The sequence below is a fragment of the Citrobacter sp. BDA59-3 genome, assembly GCF_015167655.1.
Lineage (GTDB): Bacteria > Pseudomonadota > Gammaproteobacteria > Enterobacterales > Enterobacteriaceae > Phytobacter > Phytobacter diazotrophicus.
This window is the reverse complement of the sequence record NZ_CP063427.1, coordinates 3859106-3878845: the sequence shown is the minus strand read 5'-3', so window position 1 is coordinate 3878845 and position 19740 is coordinate 3859106. Positions and strand designations below refer to the sequence as shown.

The 19740-nt window shown below is 57.6% G+C and carries 8 protein-coding genes; 6 read left to right on the top strand and 2 right to left on the bottom strand.

The window, feature by feature from the left end:
- The first annotated feature begins 279 nt into the window (after positions 1-279).
- The 6 genes from IP582_RS18215 to IP582_RS18190 all read left to right on the top strand — a co-directional run bounded on the left by IP582_RS18215 (position 280) and on the right by IP582_RS18190 (position 17833).
- Positions 280-789 (top strand): hypothetical protein, encoded by a 510-nt coding sequence (locus tag IP582_RS18215; RefSeq protein ID WP_193794026.1) that lies wholly within the window; start codon positions 280-282, stop codon positions 787-789.
- A 644-nt stretch (positions 790-1433) separates the two neighbouring features.
- Positions 1434-2792 (top strand): TolC family protein, encoded by a 1359-nt coding sequence (locus IP582_RS18210; protein WP_193794025.1) that lies wholly within the window; start codon positions 1434-1436, stop codon positions 2790-2792.
- Positions 2792-5017: an ATP-binding cassette domain-containing protein gene (locus tag IP582_RS18205; protein WP_071196170.1), complete on the top strand. Its 2226-nt coding sequence runs from the start codon at positions 2792-2794 to the stop codon at positions 5015-5017. Before IP582_RS18210 ends, IP582_RS18205 begins: the two co-directional genes overlap by 1 nt.
- Positions 5007-6257 (top strand): HlyD family efflux transporter periplasmic adaptor subunit, encoded by a 1251-nt coding sequence (locus IP582_RS18200; protein WP_193794024.1) that lies wholly within the window; start codon positions 5007-5009, stop codon positions 6255-6257. Before IP582_RS18205 ends, IP582_RS18200 begins: the two co-directional genes overlap by 11 nt.
- Positions 6258-6335: 78 nt before the next feature.
- On the top strand, positions 6336-15146 hold the full coding sequence (locus tag IP582_RS18195; RefSeq protein ID WP_193794023.1) for a cadherin domain-containing protein: 8811 nt from the start codon (positions 6336-6338) through the stop codon (positions 15144-15146).
- On the top strand, positions 15143-17833 hold the full coding sequence (locus tag IP582_RS18190) for a tetratricopeptide repeat-containing sulfotransferase family protein (RefSeq protein ID WP_193794022.1): 2691 nt from the start codon (positions 15143-15145) through the stop codon (positions 17831-17833). The genes IP582_RS18195 and IP582_RS18190 overlap by 4 nt, the downstream gene beginning before the upstream one ends.
- Before the next feature lie 193 nt (positions 17834-18026).
- On the opposite strand, the gene IP582_RS18185 is transcribed toward IP582_RS18190, so the two are convergent.
- Entirely contained in the window at positions 18027-18689 is a 663-nt protein-coding gene (locus tag IP582_RS18185; protein WP_193794021.1) for a hypothetical protein, read from the bottom strand.
- Positions 18690-18743: 54 nt separating this feature from the next.
- Positions 18744-19712, bottom strand: coding sequence for a LacI family DNA-binding transcriptional regulator (locus IP582_RS18180; protein WP_193794020.1), 969 nt, complete (start codon positions 19710-19712; stop codon positions 18744-18746).
- Positions 19713-19740 lie beyond the last annotated feature (28 nt).

The window sequence follows — 19740 nt, the reverse complement described above, 5'->3', positions numbered from 1 at the left end:
ATCGTTTTGCAAACGAGAATCTTTCAACAATACTGAGACAGTAAACCAGACCCAGAGGTTTTTTCATTAACGAACACACTATTTATCTGGTGGAGAGTTATTTGTATTTATCGGCCTTTTTAAGGCTCTCAAAATAAACTCTTTTTCACGTTGCGATACGTTATTTCAGTGTCTTTGGGATGCGGGTATTTATTTTGGTGAGTCACGAGATTAAAGCAACAGATAAAAAATCCTCACTACAAGTTGAATTAAGACCGTCAGTTTTAAAAGGTGCATAAGATGACATTAGAGATGTTGAATTATTTAATCGAATTAGCATTAAACAATACCTCGACCTCACCAGATATGAAAAAAAACGCTGATGATCATCAACAGCCAGCAGATGATGAATTGTCAGCTTTTATTGCATCCCTTTCACAACAAAAAGAGAGTGGTGATACGCTGTCAAAAATGAAATATCGCTTAGCACTGCTCTCTGCTGCACAACAAGACTCGAAAAAAGCAGAACAATTATTAGTTGCTAATACCCCGACGGAAGAAGAAGCCTGGCCGATAATGGATTTCACACACTGGCCTGCGGTGCGTTATGCCGGCTCAGGTGAGGCACAGACGCCTGAATCCGAAGCCTATTATCAGCGTATCTCAGCCGCGGCGGCGACGATACGCTCCGCCATTACCGATGCAGAACGCGCCAAAGGCACCTCTTCATTCCATATTCTTGAAAAGATTCTGGCCCTGAATAGCGCTTTGCCTGAACGGTATAAAGCGATGGCAAATATTCAGTATTAGTCGCCAGGTATATATTCGGGATAATAAGGCGGGTATGACGATGTGTTGTTATTTGCCGTAAATAGGAGGTAAATAACAAGCAAGTATTACCCGAGGTTTACCCATGCTGGTGCCATACCTGCACAGACCGGGTGAGAGATGTCAACGACAGCTTTCCCCGCGAGCTTACCTGCGGCTGCAAGAAGCCACGATATATTTTTAAACCAACACTCTTCCGGTCGTTATCTTCACTTTTAACCAGTACAGAAGTCTGACCAGCGTGAAAATCCTGTATAAGGTTTCGCCGCGCTGGATTCGGGCTCGCTCTGGCCTGTCTATGCCTTCCACATCCCGCCACCCGTCGGTTCCCTATAGCCTCATCAGATAGCCTACTGATAATAATTTTTCTGCCAATGCGAATATTTGCGTTAGGTAAACTTAACTTAATAATTAACTATGTTTTACAGGTTTTATTACACGATTACATACCTTGACATAGATGTTATCAATAGGTAATTATGACGTGAAGCAATAGTCTTTTTCTTATTTATGACTCGTTATACCGGCCACGCCATTTATCCACTAACGGTGACGTCGGGATAACATGAGCAACATCAGGATCGACGAGTCTTTTTATCTTTCTTTAATAAAGGGCTCATCAGACAATGGGGATTCGTTCAGATCGTCACTGTTATTACATACTTACTGTAATCAGTCTTTTTTTACCCTTTGTCATTTCAGTCACCCAGGCTGAGGCCGCCACCCTTTCGTCGTCATCACACCGTATTTCTGAGGATACCTCGCCGGGTGGTCTGTTTGCCGCGTTGCGTAGCACGATGCTCCATCACCCCAGTCTGGCCAGTCAGCAGGCGCTTGTCCGTTCCAAAGAGGCCAGCGCCGACAGCGCCCGCGCGGCACGTTTGCCAACGCTTGGTGCCAGTGCCGGGACTGGGCAAATTTCGGGTTACAGTGATTCCCGTACGACCACGCTGAGTGTTTCACAACCGTTATGGGCTTTTGGGCGTATCGACAGTGCTATTGACTACGCCGACAATGACACCCTTGCTCAGCAAGCCACGGCCTGGGCTACCCGTCGTGAATTGCTGGAAGATACCGCGGTGGCTTACGCGAATATACAGGGTATTCGCGAGCGTCTTGCCGTTGCTGAATCAAACGTTAACAATCATCAGGCGTTGCAGGAACAAATCCAGCGCCGCGCGCAGGGAGGGCTGGCTTCTCCAGCCGATGTCAGCCTTGCGAAGGCCCGGTTGTTACAGGCACGCTCATCGCTCGAACAGGCCAAATCGGACCTGCGTACCGCCGAATCCACGCTGTTATCCCTGACTCAGGTGCCGATCGCAAGCGAACTGCCGATCCCTGGCAGCATCCTCAAGTTGCCTGCTGATACTTCTATACAGGAACAAATCCTTGCGCAGAGTGCGACGGTGCGAGCACGTGAAGCGGCGGTTACGCTTGCCGAAGCTGATGTGGAACGTCAGCGCACCTCATCGCGACCGACCGTCTCCCTGCAAGCCGCGCGCAACGAATATTCAGGTATGCCCAACCAGAGAAATAATAATACGGTCAATGTGGTTGTGACCGGCACGATGGAGGGGCTGGGGCTGGTCTCCCGTGGCCTCCAGAACGCGGCGCTGGAGCGCGTGGAATCCGCACGACAGGATCTGGCCGAACAACGCCACAGCGAAGACATTCAAACGCGCCAGTTGCTTGATCAGCGTGATGCTAACCAGACGCTGATTGCCGGTTATGAACAGTCTGTCGTCGAACTTAGCGGCACGCTGGCCTCGTTCCGTCGCCAGTACGAATCGGGTTACAAGAGCTGGCTGGATGTCCTCAACGCCGTGCGCGAATTAACCGAACAACAACAAGCGCTGGTATCGGTGCGATCGGCATGGCGGGTCGATTGCCTGCGCCTGGCCGCACGCACGGGCCGTATGGACGATACCACTGGCGCCCTGACCACGGGCACTCAATTTGCTAACACGTCTGCGAGCCATCACTGATGATACCTGTTCCTCTTCCTGAATTACTGGCCTTGCTGGACAAGCTACATGCCCCGGTGAATAAAGCGGCATTAACGCAGGCGTATGCCCGCGCGCAGGCCGTTCCACCGTTAACCGATCGTCCACAGGATTATGTGCGCGGTTTGCTGTCAGACGCGGGAATGAAAGATATCCGGCTGGCGTTGTTCCCCTGGCGGCGTTTTGATCCCCGTCACCTCCCGGCACTGATGTGGCACGAACAGACATGGTGGCTGGCTGAACGGCACAACGAGGAGGGGAGAGCCGATACCCTTACGCTGACCCGTGAAGGTGTCGAACCCCGAACACTGGCGATAGACGACATTGTGACCGGCGCGCCGGGGACGACGGCGGGTGACGAAACGGCTGTACTCTGGTTCAGCCTGGCTTCACACGTACAGTCAGAGAACCTCTCTGACAGCGAAAATCCGGCTATGCGCCTGGTCTGGCGAGAACTGTTGCGCGATCGCCGCTGGGTGTTCCGGGTAGCTGCCGCCACGCTGCTGGTGAACATTCTGGCCATTCCCACATCCCTCTTCGCCATGCAGGTCTACGATCGTGTCGTGCCCACCCTGGCCTGGGCGACACTGACTACGCTTGTGGCGGGGATGGGGCTGGTTGTAGGACTGGACTGGCTGCTCAAAACATTGCGTGCCCACATCATGGACAGCGTTGCCAGTAGTGTGGATAAACGCCTTTCCCAGCATGTTTATGAACATCTGTTGCACCTGCAACTCGACCAACAACCCGGTAGCCTGGGCACGCTGGCCGCGCAGGTAGGGGCGCTGGATTCGGTTCGACAAGTTTTCTCTGCCGGTCTTGTCTTCGGAATCGTGGATCTGCCGTTCGCATTACTGTTTATCGGGATTATTGGTCTGATCGGGGGGCCGGTCGGCTGGGTTTACCTGGGAATGCTCCCCATCGCGCTGGCGCTGGGTCTGTATACCCGTCTGCGCTTACGCCGTCTCACGCGCCAACAAATGCTGCGCAGCAATGAGCGTCTGGGGCTGTTAGTCGACAGTATTCGCGGTGCCGAAACCCTGCGCGCCAGTCATGCTGGCTGGCGTTTTGCGCAAGACTGGCAGACGCTCAGTCATTCCATCGCAGGCTACAGTATCCAACAAAAATCCCTCAGCCAGTTCTGTACGAACACCACCGCCAGCCTGTCGACGCTGGCCTATATCATGGGCATTGTTGTCGGGGTATGGGGCGTTGAAGCCGGCTATTTGACCACCGGGGGAATGGTCGCGTGCAGTATTCTGGGCGGCCGTGTTATCGGGCCGGTGAGCCAGGGCGTTCAGTATCTGATGCAGTGGCAGCAGGTCCGGGAGGCGCTGGATATGGTGAACAACCTGCTGCGCAAACCTACAGAGCGCCGCGCCGGACAGACCCTGCTGCTGCCCGATCGCCTGCCAGAACATATTAGTGTCGAAAAGCTGCGCTTTGCCTTTCCGCAGTCTCCGGTACAACAACTCAATATTCCCGCGCTCCACTTTCACGCCGGTGAACGTGTTCTGCTGTTGGGCCCTGTTGGCGGCGGTAAATCAACGTTGCTCAAGATCCTGGCCGGACTCTATCGCCCCGGTGAGGGCCGTGTCCGCCTGGGCGATGTGGATCTGTGGGAGATCGATCCCCAGGTGGTCAGCGCACAGGTTGGCTATCTGCCACAAGCGGTGCAGCTCTTCAAAGGGACGCTGCGAAGCAATCTGATGCTCGCAGGCGCAGTCAGCGACACCACGCTGACAGACATCACCCGCGATCTGGCGCTGGATCAGGTGGCGGCCAGTAATCCGCTGGGTATGGATATGCCTATCAGTGAGGGGGGCTCAGGTCTCTCTGGCGGTCAGCGCCAGCTTGTTGGCCTGGCGCGTGTGCTGATGTCCCGTCCTCGTATCTGGCTTCTGGATGAACCGACGGCCTCGCTGGATGGCGAAGCGGAGACGCGTGTCTGGAAAGCATTACAAGCCAGGCTGCAGCCGGAAGATATCCTTATCGTCGCCACTCACCGTCCGATGGCGGCCGTTAATTTTGCTACCCGCGTGCTTGTCGTACAGGAAGGTACTGTCGTACGTGATGGTACTCCTGACAAGGTGTTACCAGGACTGATGGCCCGCGCCACTGGCTCGCGTCCCGCCGCTGAGGTAACGAACGTGAAAACACACATGCCCGCAGCATCACATTCAGCAGGAGTTCTTCATGGCCGTTGAACTGTTTGACGACGAGGTCGCTGACGCCGCTCGCGTGAATCGTCTGGAAAATTACTACCGTAGCCGAGTCCCGGCAGGACTTATCTGGAGCATCGTCGTACTGGTGCTGGGTTTTGTCATATGGGCTATGTATTTTCGCATTGATGAAGTGGCACGGGCACACGGTGAGGTTATCGCCAGCAGCCGTGTGCAGATCATCCAGACCGTGGACGGTGGCGTACTTTCCGAACTGCGTGTCAAAGAGGGTGATCATGTGAAGGCGGGGCAGATTCTGGCTCGCCTCGATCCAACCCGCGTGGAGGCGGCGGCAGGTGAAGTGGACGCGCGCATCGCCGGTCTCAGGGCGCGCATTGCCCGACTTCGCGCAGAATCAACGGGACAATCCGCTCCCCAGTTCCCCGCCGATCCCGGTCCGGCGTTACGCGAGCAGGCCGATATTGAACGCGCACTGTTTCTGCAACGCCGTCAGAGCCTGCAGGAAGATATAACAGCGCTGCAAACTGCCGTGAATTTAGCCAACCAGAAGCTCAGCCTGGTGAACGGGCTGGAACGCTCTGGCGATGTTAGCGCCAGTGAGCGGCTTAATGCACAGCGCGAGCTTAATGAGGCTCGTGCCCGCCTGCTTGGTCGGCGCAATAAGTTTTTGGATGATGCGCGGGCCGATCTCACCAAGGCAGAAGATGATCTGGGCCAGACCTTGCAACAGATGGCCGGTCGTCGCCAGCAGGTACACGATACGGTGTTTACGGCCATGGGGCCTGGGATTGTTAAAAATGTCCGCGTCACCACGCTGGGCGGGGTATTACGTGCCGGTGATGAGATTATGCAGATCGTCCCGTCAGATGATGCCCTCATCATAGAGGCCAAGGTTCTGCCTGCTGATATTGCCCGCGTTCAGGTTGGATTACCGGCCACTGTGCGCCTTGATCCCTTCGATTACACCATTTATGGGGCATTGCAGGGTGAAGTGATTTACGTATCGGCCGATACCCTTAAAGAAAACACCTCGCGTGGCGAGGAGATCTACTACCGCGTCCATGTTCGTTTGAAAAGCCATGCAGAAGGTCTGTCAGACCGTCAGGAAGATGGGCAGCTTGTGCGCAGTACGACAGGTCGTCAGCTTGACATCCTGCCGGGCATGACATCCCAGCTCGACATCCGTACCGGTGATCGCACGCTGATGGACTTCTTACTTAAACCTTTGCGTAAAACACTCAGTGAATCATTCCAGGAGCGATGACACCTCCGGTGACCGTTGCAACCCGATTTTCCTGTCCGCCCCAGAGAGAGATAACACATTATGAAACCCGAGACCCAGATGAAGCCACGCCAATATACGCTCAGTACCGGTAAAACCCGCATCTCCCTGCAGGCCGGGCAGACCAATATTCACAAGGCTGCGCCGGGTGAATCTTACCGGGTGCTTAAACGCCAGGGTGAAAATGATCAGGAAAAGCTGGCTGATGACGTAGTGGCTTCACGTCACGGACAGGATCTGCAACTGGACTATGCCGATGGCACCACGGTGACCCTACAGGGCTGGTATACCGAAAGCGATACCAGTGTAACCCTGCCTGCCGATGGCACCTCTACCCAGGTGATTACGCCGGGGAGCACCGAAGGGGCAGCCCTGTCTGACGGCAGCCATGTTCTTTATGCGCACGGTTCTCCTGACGCGCTGGCCAGCATGACCTCAGGCCACCCCGGGCTGGAAGGTATCTTAGCTGGCCTGCATGATGGCTCGGTAGTGACTGGTCATCCTGTCACATACCTTCCTCAGTCGCACTCTTATGCGGGCTATATCGCCGGTGCCCTCGGGCTGGGGGGCGTGGTCGGGGTTGCAGCGGCAAGCGGTGGCCATGGCGGGCATGATAAGGGTGGCGATAACAACAATAACGGTGGGGGAGAAACCCCGGTCCAGAACGCTGTTCAGCTTAATTTTGTCGGCGGCCCGGCGCTTAGCAGTAACGATTTGAAAGTAGAGATTTATCAGGCCGATGGCAAAACGCTGATTGGCACGGGGACTTTGGGGGCCGATGGCTCGGTCACCGTGTCTGCGGGCAGTTATACCGGCGTCGTTATTGTGAAACTCATCAACAGCGGCAGTGCCGCTGACTACCTGGACGAAGCCACTGGCGCAGGTAAAGACCTCTCTGCTCAGCTTTGGAGTATGGGGGTTATCTCCGGAAACAACAGTACTCTTGTGCTCAATGTTAACGTGTTGACCACGCTCGCCTATACCAAGGCCCAGGAAGCCCTCGGTGGCACGCCTGACAATCCTGCCACCCTGAGCGCAACCCAGGTGACCGACACGGCGACGGCCATCAGTAACCTGTTTGGCGTGGATAATATTCTGAACACCACGGTTACCGCTACCAACGGCGGCAGTTTTGATGCTGCCGATGGGCTGAGTGCCGGTGAAAAATATGGCCTCCTGCTGGCGGCCTTCTCCGGTGCTGAAGCCAATGCGGGTGCGACCACCCAGTCCATCCTGGACACCGTCGCTGCCGGAATTACACTCGGCAGCACTAACAATCTGTCCGATGGCGCGCAGTCGTTACTGATTAAAGGCGCGGCGACCGCCAGTGATGCCTCCGGCGGCGTCAGCCTCATTATTGATACCCATGCGCCTGTCTTTAGCAGCGCCACGACGGCCAGTGTGGATGAGAACATCGGGGCAGGTAAGGTGGTCTGGACTGCCGTTGCTACCGACCCCAGTCAATTCAGCTATAGTCTGGGTACCACCGGTGATAGCGCGCTGTTCAGCATCAATGCCTCTACCGGCGCGGTCACACTGACCGGCAATCCGGATTATGAAAGCAAAGCCAGCTACAGTTTCACCGTCGTCGCCACCGATGCCGCCGGCAATGCCAGCAGTCAGACGGTCACCCTGGCGGTTAATAACCTCGACGAAGTGGCGCCGACGATCACCAGCGGCACGACGGCCACGGCGATCAACGAAAACAGCGGCGCGGGCCAGGTGATTTACACCGCCACGGCCACCGACAGCGGCGATATCAGCGGTGGTGGGGTGACCTTCTCGCTCAAAGCGGGCAGCGACGCGGGTCTGACCATCAACCCGACCACTGGTGCTGTCACGCTGACCGGCAACCCGGATTATGAAAGCAAATCCAGCTACAGCTTCACTGTCGTCGCCACCGATGCGGCAGGCAATGCCAGCGACCGCACGGTCACCCTGGCGGTCAACAACCTCGACGAAGTGGCGCCGACCATCACCAGCGGCACGACGGCCACGGCGATCAACGAAAACAGCGGCGCGGGCCAGGTGATTTACACGGCCACGGCCACCGACAGCGGCGATATCAGCGGCGGGGTGAACTTCTCGCTCAAAGCTGGCAGCGACGCGGGGCTGACGATCAACCCGACCACCGGCGAGGTCACACTGACCGGTAACCCGGATTATGAAAGCAAATCCAGCTACAGCTTCACTGTCGTGGCCATCGATGCGGCAGGCAATGCCAGCAACCGCACGGTCACCCTGGCGGTTAACAACCTCGACGAAGTGGCACCGACCATCACCAGCGGCACGACGGCCACGGCGATCAACGAAAACAGCGGCGCGGGCCAGGTGATTTACACCGCCACGGCCACCGACAGCGGCGATATCAGCGGCGGGGTGACCTTCTCGCTCAAAGCGGGCAGCGACGCGGGTCTGACCATCAACCCGACCACCGGTGCGGTCACACTGACCGGCAACCCGGATTATGAAAGCAAAGCCAGCTACAGCTTCACCGTCGTGGCCACCGATGCGGCAGGCAATGCCAGCGACCGCACGGTCACCCTGGCGGTTAACAACCTCGACGAAGTGGCACCGACCATCACCAGCGGCACGACGGCCACGGCGATCAACGAAAACAGCGGCGCGGGTCAGATTATTTATACCGCCACGGCCACCGACAGCGGCGATATCAGCGGCGGGGTGACCTTCTCGCTCAAAGCGGGCAGCGACGTGGGGCTGACGATCAACCCGACCACCGGTGCGGTCACGCTGACCGGTAACCCGGATTTTGAAAGCAAATCCAGCTACAGCTTCACCGTTGTTGCCACTGATGCGGCAGGTAATGCCAGCGACCGCACGGTCACGCTGGGCATCAATAACCTCGATGAGGTCGCCCCCAGCTTCACCACGGGCAACAGCAGCGACAGCTTCGCCACCGCCACGGTGAGCGTTGCCGAGAATACCGCCACCAGCACCGCCATCTATACCGCGCAGGCCTTTGACAATGACGCCGCCGATGGTGGCGAGCACGTCACCTACAGCTTGATCGATGCGGATAATGGCGCAGACGCCCAGTATTTCACTATCGATGCGGCAACGGGTGCGGTCACTTTCAAAGCCAGCCCTGACTTTGAAGGCACCCACGCGCCTGCATACACCTTTATCGTCGCCGCCACTGATGCGGCAGGCCATGTGACCACGCAGACCGTCACCGTTAATGTCACCGATGTGGACGAAATCGCACCGGCTGTCACACTCGACGGCAGCTCTACGGGGCCCGTGATGCTGAGCCCGGCGACCGGCTACATTTACCCCAACGGTTTTGACACAACCGTGCTGGGCGACGGTAGCTTCCTGGTGACATGGGCAGGCAACAATAATGGCAGCTACGGGATCTATGCGCAGCGCCTGAGCGCTCAGGGTGTGGCGATGGGCGATCCCGTACAGCTCGCATCAGGCGCGACCAACACTTACTCCAACGCGTTGGACAGTGTCATCAGTGTGACGGCCATTAATGATGCAGGGGCGTATGCCGTGGCCTGGACCGGCAAGAATAGCGCCAGCACTGACAGCAGCATCTATACGCAGTTGTTCAACGCTGACGGTAGCCCAATATCCGCAGCCGTGAAACTTGATGGGGCCGCTTCTGCGCAGGATATCGCCCCGCAGATCGCGACGCTTACCGATGGCAGCTATATCGTGACCTGGTACATCAACGGCGGCGGTGTCTACGTGCAGCGCTTTGATGACGCGGGTGTTGCCGTTGGCAACACCGTGCCACTGATTGCGCAAGGCTCCTCTAACAACGCCAGCCCGCAGGTGACCGTGCTGGACAGCGGTAGCTACGTGGTGACCTGGCAGGGCCAAACCTCCGGCGACTACCACATCTACGTGCAGCAGTTCGACGCTACCGGCACCCTATCCAACCAGGTGGTGCTGGACGCCTCGACGGGAAACAGTACTAACTACGAAACCCTGCCGCAGATCACGGCGCTGGCTAACGGCGGCTATGTCGTTACCTGGTCCGGCTACAACTACAGCAACTCGAACTACAACAGCAGCACCTATGTGCAGCAATTCGATGCCAACGGCGCCAGGGTTGGCAGCATCGTCGAACTGAACGGCGCGAGTAACGCTAATTTCGGTAGCGAATATACCTACCCGTACGTTGCAGCGCTGACCGGCGGTGGCTACGCCATCACATGGATGGAATATACCGATACAAACGGCTCCGACGATTACACTGTCTTTGTTCAACAGTTCTCTGCTGGCGGCAGCAAAGTGGGCGCTACCGTGCAACTGGACGCGTCACACAACAATACGAGCAATAACTACGACGAATTACCGCGCATCACCGCGCTGGGCGATGGCGGCTATGTCGTTACCTGGATGAGTTTGGGCAGCTCGAATTGGGACGTCAATGTGCAGAAATTCGATGCCAGCGGCGGCCTGGTGGGCGGTGTCGTACAACTGCAAGCTTCCAGCGGCGCGACCGACCTCTATCCACAAGTCACCGCCGTTGGTACAAACGGCGAATACATGGTGACCTGGTACGGTTATGCCAGCGGCATTTCAGGCTATCACCTCTTTGTGCAGAAATTTAACGCCGACGGCAGCACCCACGAAAACCTCGTCGTGCTCAACCATGATGGCCATGCCACCGTGCAAAGTACCGAAAGCGGCACCATCTATCTCGTCAACGACAATGTCGTGGTCAGTCAGCTTAGCGACATTACGGGCGCCGCCAGCAACCAGTGGGCCAGCACGACTGTCACAGCCAATACCAGCGCAACTATCTCTGCCGCAAATCTCGCAGAAGGCACCTACCATGCTTATGCCGTCGATGCGGCAGGCAATCTTTCTGTTATTTCCGGCCGCAGTGTGTTGGTGGACAACACCATACCCGTCTTCACCAGCGCTACAACCGCCGCCGATATTACCGATAGCACTGCCGTCGGCGATACCGTCTACATCGCTGCCGCCACCGATGCGCACGGCGTGACCTACAGCCTGAGCGACACCCAGCACTTCCGCATCAACACCAGTACCGGCGTCGTGACGCTGCTCTCCAGCCCGGCCAGCGCCACTGGCGCGCAATTCACCGTTACCGCCACCGACGCCGCTGGCAACCAGACCACGCATACCGTCACCTACAACGTCGTCGACACCACGCCGCCTGCCGTCACGCTCACCCGCGACGTGGATGGTGTGGAGAACAGCAGCCAGACGGTCACCGTGCAGAGCACCGAGGCTGGTACGGTATACCTGGTCAGCGACAGTGTGACAGTGACGAATCTGGGCAGCCTCACCGCCGCCGCAGACAACCTGGTGAACAGCGTTGCCGTTGCGGCGAACGCTGGCACCACGCTGGCGCTGACCGGCCTTGCCGAAGGCACCTACCACGCTTATGCTGTGGACGCGTCCGGCAATGTCTCCGCCATCTCGGGTAGCAGCGTGATTGTGGACAACACCGCGCCTGTCTTCACCAGCGCTGCCACCGCCGCCGATATTACCGATAGCACTGCCGTCGGCGATACTGTCTACACCGCTGCCGCCACCGATGCGCACGGCGTCACTTACAGCCTGAGCGACACCGGGCACTTCCATATTAACGCCAGCACTGGCGTCGTGACGCTGCTCTCCAGCCCGGCTAAGGCCACCGGCGCGCAATTCACCGTCACCGCCACCGACGCCGCTGGCAACCAGACCACGCATACCGTCACCTACAACGTCGTCGACACCACGCCGCCTGCCGTCACGCTCACCCGCGACGTGGATGGTGTGGAGAACAGCAGCCAGACGGTCACCGTGCAGAGCACCGAGGCCGGCACGGTATATCTGGTCAGCGACAGCGTGACGGTGACGAATCTGAGCAGCCTCACCGCCGCCGCCGACAACCTGGTGAACAGCGTCGCCGTTGCGGCGAACGCTGGCACCACGCTGGCGCTGACTGGCCTTGCCGAAGGCACTTACCACGCTTATGCCCTTGATGCGGCAGGCAATCTTTCCATCATTTCCGGCAGCAGCATGATTGTGGACAACACCGCGCCCGTTATCGCAGGCGGCGCCACCGCTACCGGCGCCACCATTGTTGGCGGCACGGCGGCTGGCACCCAGGTGTACGATGCCAACGCCACGGACGCCCATGCCATCACCTATAGCCTGGACACGGACAGCCTCGCCAATTTCTCCATCAACCCCACCACCGGCGTCGTCACACTGAACAACGCCGCTATCGAGGGCAGCTATAACTTCATCGTTACCGCGACCGATGCCGCTGGCAACCACAGTAGCCAGACTGTCACCCTTAACGTCAGTGCTGGCCTTAATGGCAGCGCGTTGGTCTCGGGCAGTACCACCGACACATCCACCGAGATGAACATCAACGTCGGTCTGGAGAAACTGAGTAACGGCTACACGGTCCTGGAGTACATGAAGCAGACCGGCGGCGACAATATTTCCTGGGATCCGACCGGCCCGCTTTACGCTGGCGTCATTAAGGTGCTGGACGCGGGCAATAACGTCATCAAGACCGTCGACATCAGTATCCCCAATGGCTACACCATGATGGATACACAGATCAAGGCGCTGGCCAACGGCGGTTTCGTCGTGGCCTGGTCGCAGGTGGATACCGCTAATTACTCAGATTACAGCGTCCACTATGCGATCTATGACAACAGCGGCAATCTGCAATCCAGCAACACCCTGGCAGCACCTGGTACCGGGGTCACCATCGCGGCGCAGAGCAGCGCGAATGGCGGTGATTTCGCGATCGCTTACCAGACGATGGGGACCGGGACCGATCAGCAGGAAGCTATCTCTGTCTTCCACTACAACGGCAGCGGACTAAACTTCACCCAGGGCGCGCAGACCCTGATTGGCGGCAACAGCTCGAGCGCCAATTTTGGCGGCGTCGCCAGCCCGGCAGTCCAGTTGATGAAATTCCAGTTGACGCCGGGTGTGCTGACGGCACTGAGCGATGGCAGCTATGTGCTGGCGTCCGAGGTCTACGACTGGATAGGCACGCCCGGTCAGTCGGCGACAAGCACGCCTATCGGCGCCTTCATCTTCAAGCTCGACGCCTCCGGTTCGCTGGCCAACTTCGACAGCGGCAAGACCTGGCAGCGCGTTAACTGGAATGACGAGCAGGGTTCGCCGACTAACGCCATTGCTTTCGATGGGGGTTTTGCTGTCTTTAGTCAGGAATATCGCACTGCGACCTGGCAGGTCACGCTCTATAACAACAACGGCACGCTCATCACCACCAACGTCCAGAGCAACACCGTTTATAACATGGGGACCCAGAGCTATCACGCCGTGGACGTAGGTGCGATGGACAAGGTGACCCATGATGAGTTGCAGTACAGCACCACCGGCTACCTGGCGGCATCAGCCACGGTGTACGACAACGGTACGGATCTGGTGTTCGTGTTCCCTGACGGTAAAGGCGGCCTGAGCCAGGTCAGTATATCCAAAACCACCGGCGAGCTGACCAGTGCGGTGACGGATACCGGTATCACGGTGCCCCAGGGTGGGCAGTTGTACAACGTGCGGATCGTCTCCGATGGCGCCGGCGGCCATGACATCACCTACTCTGTGCTGTTTGATACCGACACAAGCGATGGCGGTAAGGCTGGTTATGCTGTCGGCGATATTTATCAGATTGGCCTGAACGCAGGTCCTGCTCCAGCGTTGCCGATAGTGACCGATGCCCATATCGCCATCACCTCCACGCCAGGTGGCGCAGACGGCACTACCTACAAGATTGGCGACACCGTCACCGCAGTATGGGATAACTCTGCCAGTGGCGACGCCAATACCAGCACAGTGACCGGCGTGACCATGGATTTCAGCCAGTTTGGCTCCAGCACGCCGGTGACGGCCTGGGACGATGGTACCCACGGCGATGTCACCGCTGGCGATGGTAAGTATACGGCCCAATACACTATCGCCGCTGGCTCCATTAACAACGTTCATGGTCTCAACGTCTCTGTTACAGCCACCACGGCGAGCCACACCTCGGCCACTGCGGCGGACAGCACCGGTCTTACGGTAGACAGCACAGCGCCTGTGCTCTCCAGCAGCACGCCGCAGGATAACGGCGGCAGCGTTGCCACGGGCTCTAACCTGACACTGACCTTCAGCGAGAACGTGCAGGCCGGCAGCGGCCATATCACCCTCGTTAACGACGGCAACAGCAGTCTGAACAAGGTCATCGACATCACCGACAGTTCGCAGGTCTCTATCAGCGGTCACACGGTGACGGTCAACCCGACAACGGATCTGGCGGCTGGCGCAAACTACCACGTCCAAATCGACAGTACCGCGCTGCACGACGCGGCGGGGAATAACTATGCAGGTATCAGCACGTCAACGGGGTTGAATTTCACGACCGCTTCCGCCTCGGTCGGGGATCCTTCCATCGTAGTGTTCGACCTGACGACGGGACAAAGCTCCGAGCATAACGGGCGTGTCTTTGACGCCAATACCGCGTACACCATCTATATCAAGGTCAACAGCACTTACAGCCCGCTGGTTGGTCTGGATAGCAACGAAATGTGGTCGGGCGCGCAGAATCTGGGCACGGACGACAAGATTGTACTGGTGGGCACGGGGAGTGATGTTAAGGGAAGCCATGGCGACGCAGTGATGGCGATGAATCACGGCGGCAATTCCGTTAACTGGGTGGCGGGGTTCTCTTCTACGCTTTCTTCTTATAATGTCGCCGGCGTCGCCGCAAATGGCCAATTCGCTCGTGGTGGGAATAACGCGGATCTTTGGAACGGCACCTGGGCCGCAAACCCGAATGCGGATAATTCGTTTGCTCAGGCGTATCTGCACGCGATGCCTGCCGGCGTCCTCACCTCGCAAGGGCTGGCGATACCATGACAGGTTCACTGATTTTGCTACGCCGTCTGGTCGAAATGCGGCAATTCGAGGCGCTGCAGGAGGCTGTCTTTAGCCTGCCGGCGCTCTCATCAGCAGAACAGGTGCTTTTGGCCCTGGCTCAGGCCCATTTGGGCCAGCCAGAGGCGGCCCGCCAGACGCTGGGGGTGCTGATCCCGGCTGAACTGGAGGTCGATGCCCGTGTCGACCTGGCTGCCGTGCACCTGCTTCTTGGGGAATCTGCCACGGCGCAGGCGCTGCTGGAAGCCACCCGCACCGAGGCACCAGACCACTCGCTTCTGCTGGCGCGTCTGGCTGCCTGTTATGTGCAGCATCAACGGGAGGAGGAGGCTATCCCCCTGTATGAGTGCAGTCTGCGCCTGCAACCACGTATCGACGTCTATCAGCAACTGCTGCGTCTCTACCTGCAAAGTGAGGCGTTGCATCAGGCCGATGAGACGCTGGTCGACGCAGACCGCTTCTGGGCAGGCGAGCGGGAGCACTGGCCAGCACAGCAGGTGGCGCTGCACGATCAGCAACTGCGCGGCCTGCGTCTGGAGCTGTGGCTGGCCCGTGGCGACTTCGCCCGCGCTGATGCCTGGCTGGATGCACGCCATGCTGAACTGGCTGAGGACGATTACTGCGGCCTGCTGACCGGTTATGTTCAGCGTCTGGCCGAGCGTGGACGCCATGCCCAGGCCGGGGATGCGCTGCGCCATGGTCTGCGTCATTACCCGGAACATCCGGACCTGTACCTACAGCACGCTGAACTGGCTGAGTTGCAGGGGCGCATACCGCATGCCATTGCCTTGTTGCACCGTGCCATTAATCTGGCCGGGCAGCAGCAAAAAATAACGCTTCCTCTGCGCCTGAAGCTTGCCAGCGTCGCTACCCAGGGGCATCCGGCGTTGGCGCGTACAATGGCTGAACAGGCTCTTGAGGAGGCCGGGGCGCTGACGCCTTCACCCGATATGGACGCCGCGCAAATCGGTCACTGGCTGGCGCAGGCGCAAGTAGCACTGGCCGGTGCAGACGCGCAGGAACAGCGGTACGCCGGGGCGGAGGCGCGATACATCGACGTGCTGCAGGCACATCCGCAACTGCTCCCGGCACTGCAAGGGCTGGGACAGTTGTATATGCAATTGGGGCGTATCGACGAGGCTGTTGTGCTGTTCGAGCAGATTTTGGCGATCGACCCGGCACGCGGTCATGCGGCACTGATCAATGCCCGTCGTTTTCCGCAAGATGAAGAGACGTTGATTCGCCTGGAAAATCTGGCGCGTCGGCCTGGCTTGTCCGGCCCGGTGCAGCCTGGATTGCTGCTGCAACTGGCTGCCGCCTGGGAAAAACGCAAAGAGTACGCCAGAGCCTTCACGCTGGCCAACGAAGCTAATGCCGCCCATCGCGCACTTCTACGTTACGATCCGGTTGCACACCGACAAAGCTGCGCGCGTATCCGCCACGCATTCAGCCGTTCGCTCTACGATCACCGGCGCCACATCGGCAACGATTCAACGCTGCCGGTATTCGTACTGGGTATGCCGCGTTCCGGTACGACGCTGATTGAACAGATTCTGGCGGGGCACAGCCAAATCCACGGCGCGGGCGAACTGGGGGTGATTCCCAGCACTATCGCCAGGCTGGAGCGCTGGGAGCGTCATACGGGGTCAGGACACCATTACCCGGACTGTGTGGACGATCTGTCGGCCGATGTCGTGGCGGGTATCACCGCCAGCATACTCAAGGAACTGCGGGAAACCGTGCCAGAAAACGCTTCTGAGGTTCGGCATGTGGTGGACAAGCTGCCGCACAATTTCGAGAACATTGGTCTTATCAAGCTGCTGTTCCCGAACGCGCGGATAATCTCAGTGCGACGCGACCCGCGTGATATCGCTATCTCCAACTACTTCACCGATTACGCAGCCAAACATGGCGGTATGGGCTTCGCCTATGATTTGCAATGGATTGGTGAACAACTGGCCGACCACAATCTGCTGATGCACCACTGGAACCAGCTATTCCCCGGCGAAATTCTTGAGGTGCGCTACGAGGATGTCGTCTCTGACCCGGAGCGTGAGGCGCGCCGCATGCTCGCTTATCTGGGCGTGCAGTGGGAGCCACAGGTGCTCGACACATCTGAACTGGACAGGCCGGTCAAGACCGCCAGTGTGTGGCAGGTGCGTCAGCCTATCTATCAGACCGCGCGCGAACGCTGGCGGCGTTACGCGGACTTTCTGGCGCCGCTTACCGCGGGCACCAATGCGAAGATCGTGCATGAGCCTGTTGAGATGGTAAGCCTGCCGGTGCCGGGAATGCAGACCGAGGGTATCGTCTACTATCGTCAGGGAAAACTTGATGAAGCTGAGATGCTTTTCAGACGCCTGTTGCACCATCTGCCCGAACACGCTACCGCGCATTTCATGGTAGGCCTGATTTATGTTCGCAAAGGGCACCTGGCCGATGGCATCGGGCACATGGAAAAGGGACTCCAGGCCTGCCCATGGAATGCCAACTGGCGACGCGATCTGGCGCAGGCTTACGAATTAGCGGGGCAACCGGAAAAAGCACAGGCGTTGAGGTCGCGCCACGTCAGCACGGATGACCGTGTGATGAGCGTAATAGACGTTGACCAGGATGACGCTGTTTCTCTGGATTTCTCCATTCGCACCTCCGCGACGCGGCCGTTTTAGTGAGCCGCGGCAGTAGCGCGAATATCTTATGGCGGGATGTCGCGCGCTAACGGCGTAAATGGGCCAGTAAGCCTACCAATGCGGAAGGGTTCTTTCTCGCTACGGTGGCTATGAGGGAGAAGTGAACTGGCTAAGCATTGGCATGGTCGGAAACAGGGATCGATTGAAAAGAGATGAGCAACGGCAGATCACATCAGCCGCTTTTTTCAACCTCTTCCCGGCAAGCCGTCACTTGCGGGTAAGACTGACAAACCAGCATCCGTTGTTTTTTCGGCTCAAAGCCGTGATTAATCATGCAGCGTTGCGCTTTCGCTGTCTGACCAATATTCGCAACAGCCAAATTTGAACCAAGGGGTTTTGGATAGCCGCAGGCGTACATGACGGGCAACGCTTGCTGGTCATTGGCAACCTGCACAGAGAAATGTTGGGATGCGCCCGCTTTACGCCAGCTCACTTGCATGGCTTCATTTCGACCGGAGCCTGGTTTTATCGGGAAAAAACCTTCATCTTCAACAAACGGCAACGCTTCGAGTTGGGACACGCTAAGCTGATGGCCCTGTTTTTCTGCCACGCACGCCGGTTGGTCTTTCATTAATGCACACAGTGCTAACCCATCCGAACGCGTAAAACCGAGATGTTGCATGCACAGGAACTGTAGCGCCTGGGCGTTCAGTGGCAAGTCGCTCACGGAACCTGTCGCGGGTTCGCCACAGCCTTTCATCGCGGCCATGACACCCTGTTCGCTGGTTGACGCGCGCTTCCAGTTCGTATGCTCGGGCGGGGGAGGGCAGCCGGTAAGTAAAAATAGCGATGCAATAAGGGCTGGCCAGGCAACGAGATGAGATTTACGCAACATTGTGTTCCTTATGTCGAGGTTTTCCCGCTGCGCCCATTTACGCGAAAGGGAATTTCACATCGCGTTAATATCGGTTACCGATGCGCGAGCCACCAGGCGTCCGGTTATCGATTTGCCCTCTTCCACAAAGACAGGGTGCCCATCAATTAGCGACTGAATACGTTGTATGCAGTGTTCCAGCAATTGATCGACAGGGTAAGCGATGCAGGTCAGCGGAGGATAAAGCAACGCGGCAAGCGGGGAATCCTCAAGACTGACGATAGAGACTTCTTGCGGTACGGCGATATTAAATTCACGCAATAAACGCATGGCCTCGGCGGCGTAGCTGTCGCGTTTGGCAATGATTGCCGTGTATTTTGTAAAACTGTTTATGAGCTTTAACAATGCCTGTTCGATATTGTTGTTGGCCATAACCAGCAACTGGCGGTTAAACGGTAGCGAGTAATTCTGCAAAACGCTGCGATACCCTTCCAGCATCTGCTTACTGGCAACGTCGTCTTCATTATCAACGAGCAAGGCAATATTGCGGTGCCCTTTCCCGAGCACATAACGACAGGCGCTTTCTGCCGCGAAAGCATAGTTATAGCCCTGGTTGGCGCTTCCTTTAGTGGAAAAGGCGTCAAAGGCGATGACATTGGCTGGCATATCGCTACTGGCATGACTTAAGGTCACGACCGCCGCGCATTGATGATGCAGACTGTGTATGGCGGCTTTTTGCTCATTTTCATCATTAACGTACTGAATCAGTAATGATTTATTGAGCGCTTTCACCGCAAGCGACAGGCGAGGCAAAAGCGTCGCGCTGAAACTGGCTTCATGAGCGGGCAACACCATACCGATATAACCTGATGTATTACTGGCCAGCGTCTGCGCCGCAAAACTGGGACGATAGTCGAGCACTTCAACGGCTTTTAACACCGCTTCACGGCTATCGTCGCGCACGCCACGTGTGCCGGTCAGCACGCGTGAAACCGTGGCGCGGGAAACATTGGCTAATTTTGCAACATCATCAATAGTAGGCATGGTGTTTTCTGTATGGCGATTTTCTCCC